We start from the raw sequence: 2,963 nt of genomic DNA, 5'->3' as shown, positions 1-2,963 counted from the left end.
AGACAGAGTCTCTGGCAGCGTGATAGAAAGGGATCAGGAGCGGTCAGTTTCCAACTAGCAAACCGGTTCAAGCGGTCCCGCTCTGCGGGTCCATTTCAGATTCCACCGAGCTTCACCACCAGACGGCGCACGACTCCTGCGTTATCAGGAGACTGCCGATTTCACTCACCGAGCACACATGTCGCTGCGGACGAATTGCGTGCTCGATGTCGAACCGAACGCGGGTTGCGGAGCCATAGATTTGCTCCGTTGTTCGATTGCGCGGCACCGCCTCAACCAAAAAAATTCCCGCATGTATGCGCGCCAAGTGAAGCATCAGTCTTGGGCTGGCACAATCGACAAGGCTGACCAAGGGCCTTTTACGACGCGATTCTTCGATCCATGACTTCTTCGGCTCGATGCTCTGATCGAGGTCAGTGAGTCGTGGTCCACAGCCGTGGCTAGTTGGCTCGTTCTGGCGCGATTACATGCGGGCAAGCTCAAGCCGACGGGCGTCTACATTCCCTGAAGGGGTCAAATCAAGATAATTCAAGTGAAAAGGGATCGATGTAGAGGCTTGTTGTAGTGCCCATCGCGGATTTGATGGCTCTGTCCTATGCAGGCGGCAGCTATTGCTGCTGCACTCGAGGCTAGCGGTCGAGTGCAGCAGACCCGGTTGCAGGCAAGCTCGACGGTCAGATTCCAATCTTTCGAGGGGCATACCTCGAAAGCTTGGAATGTTAAACTTACGTAAGAGTCCTGCTCACTTTGTGCTTCGCAATTCAGCACTCAACACCGGCAACGGCTTTGACTTCTAGATAGTCTTCAAGACCGAAGCGACCCCATTCACGACCGTTGCCCGATTGTTTGTACCCGCCAAAGGGAGCGTCGCAGTCAAGATATACGCCCTGCAGATATATGGCGCCAGCTCGGATCAGGCGGCCAACCTTGCGCGCGCGCTCGGTTGAGCCTGACAATACATAAGCGGCGAGGCCATAGGGCGTATCGTTGGCAACTCGGATCGCCTCGGTCTCGTCCTTGACACCAATGATCGCAAGCACCGGCCCGAAGATCTCCTCCCGTGCAATTGTCATTTCGTTTTTGACATTCGCGAAAATGGTAGGACGAACGTAGAAGCCTTTCTCCCTGCCTTTCGGCAGGCCTAGACCGCCAGTGACCAGTGTGGCCCCCTCGTCTATGCCTTTCTGGATCAAGGTTTGGATTTTCTCCCATTGGCCGCGGCTTACCACGGGACCGATATCAGTCCCTTTGGTTCGGGGATCGCCGACGTTGAACTTATCCGCGGCGGCTTTTGCGATCTCCACCACTTCCGCCATTCTGGATTGCGGTACGATGAGGCGCGATGGTGCGTCGCAAGATTGGCCCGAGTTAAGCAGGATTTTCGGGATGCACCCGCTGACAGCCTTATCAAGATCGGCATCATCGAGAATGACATAGGGCGACTTGCCTCCGAGCTCTTGGCTAACACGCTTGACAGTACGAGCGGCGCGGATCGCAACATCGATACCGGCGCGGGTCGAGCCAGTGAACGAGATCATGTCAATGTCTTGGTGATCGCTCATGGCGGCGCCAACTTCATGCCCAAGACCATTAACCACGTTGAATACTCCTTTAGGTACGCCCGCCTCGTGAAGGATCTCCGCGAATATCAGTGCACAAGTTGGCGTAAATTCCGACGGCTTAAGGATCATAGTACAGCCGGCAGCGAGCGCTGGCGCCACCTTGCAAGCGATTTGGTTCATTGGCCAATTCCAGGGCGTGATCATCCCGACCACGCCAATCGGCTCACGAACCACAACTGCGCTGCCAATTCGCTCCTCGAAAGCGTATCTCTTGAGAGCTTCGAGCGTCGCGACGAGATGGCTTAAGCCGGACTTGGCCTGCTTCTGTTCCGCCATGCGAAGCGGAGCGCCCATCTCGTCAGAAATTGAGTCGCCGATCTCCTTCATTCGGCCTTTGTAAATCTCGATAACTTTTGCAAGCAGAGTGATGCGCTCCTCGCGAGTGGTCTGAGAAAAGATCTCGAATGCGCGCCTAGCCGCGATGACCGCCTTGTCGACGTCAGCTTTCGAGCCGAGCGCAAACTCGTACATTTCCTTTGCGGTCGCTGGATTGATGGTACGCGTTGTTTTAGCAACGGCGGGATCGACCCACGCGCCATCTATGTAAAATTGCATCCGATTGACCATGTCATCCTCTTGAGGTTGGTTGTAATTTGGACAGGGGCTTTTGTTTTCCAGTATTCAGCGGCGCTCCGCTTGGATTGGTGAATTCCTAAAAAGGCCGCCCGCTTCCGAGCGGGCCAGCCAGCGAGGAGAACGCCCATGACGGCCGTTTGAGGGTCCGAGGCACATCCATGCCGTTGACCCAAGCTCTTTGCCGAAAAAACGGTGGCCTGTTCTCTCTCAGCCGAGGTCACCCAATTCCCCAAGGTAAATCTTGCGATGCTCAACGACTCTGGCTCGGGCGCCCAGGTGCTCCCCAACTAGGAAAGGCGCCCCGCTCTCGGTCGCACATGAGTGGTTGCGGTCTCTGGCCAGCCGGCACCAGCGGCGATCCTATTAATCCCTTTGTTGTGAGGCTTAGCAGTGATCCACGCGCCAGTTTCGCGTATTTTCTCCAAAAAGAAGTGAGTGGATGCAGCTTCCCCGCACTGCAGAGCCATTTCGATCCTTGGCGATGTCGAGCCGGAACATCCGGCCGCTCGCCAGCGCGCAGGGCGCACATGATGCTACTATGCAATAGCGGCTCATGTTCGGCACTTGCCGCGGGAGTGTTCGGCCTAGCTACTTTCCGGCGCAAAAATCGCGGTTTTGAAGGACGCGGTCAACCATGCAGACAATAAGAAGCCCCGGCGGGGGGCGGCGGGGCGATGTGAGGCCAAGATTGCGCTGGAAGTGGACTACCTTTGGAGTGACTGCTGTTCCATCACGCGACCGATGCTGATGAGGTTGTCGGCGACA

General features: G+C 56.3%; 1 protein-coding gene. It reads right to left on the bottom strand.

Features of this window, described 5'->3' with window-relative positions:
* Window positions 1–761 precede the first annotated feature (761 nt).
* Entirely contained in the window at window positions 762–2,189 is a 1,428-nt protein-coding gene (locus IVA82_RS40535) for an aldehyde dehydrogenase family protein (RefSeq protein ID WP_247493867.1), read from the bottom strand.
* Window positions 2,190–2,963: the final 774 nt, after the last annotated feature.

The organism is Bradyrhizobium sp. 142 (assembly GCF_023074015.1).
Lineage (GTDB): Bacteria > Pseudomonadota > Alphaproteobacteria > Rhizobiales > Xanthobacteraceae > Bradyrhizobium.
The sequence above is the reverse complement of the archived record's forward strand: the minus strand, read 5'-3'. Positions and strand labels throughout refer to the sequence as shown.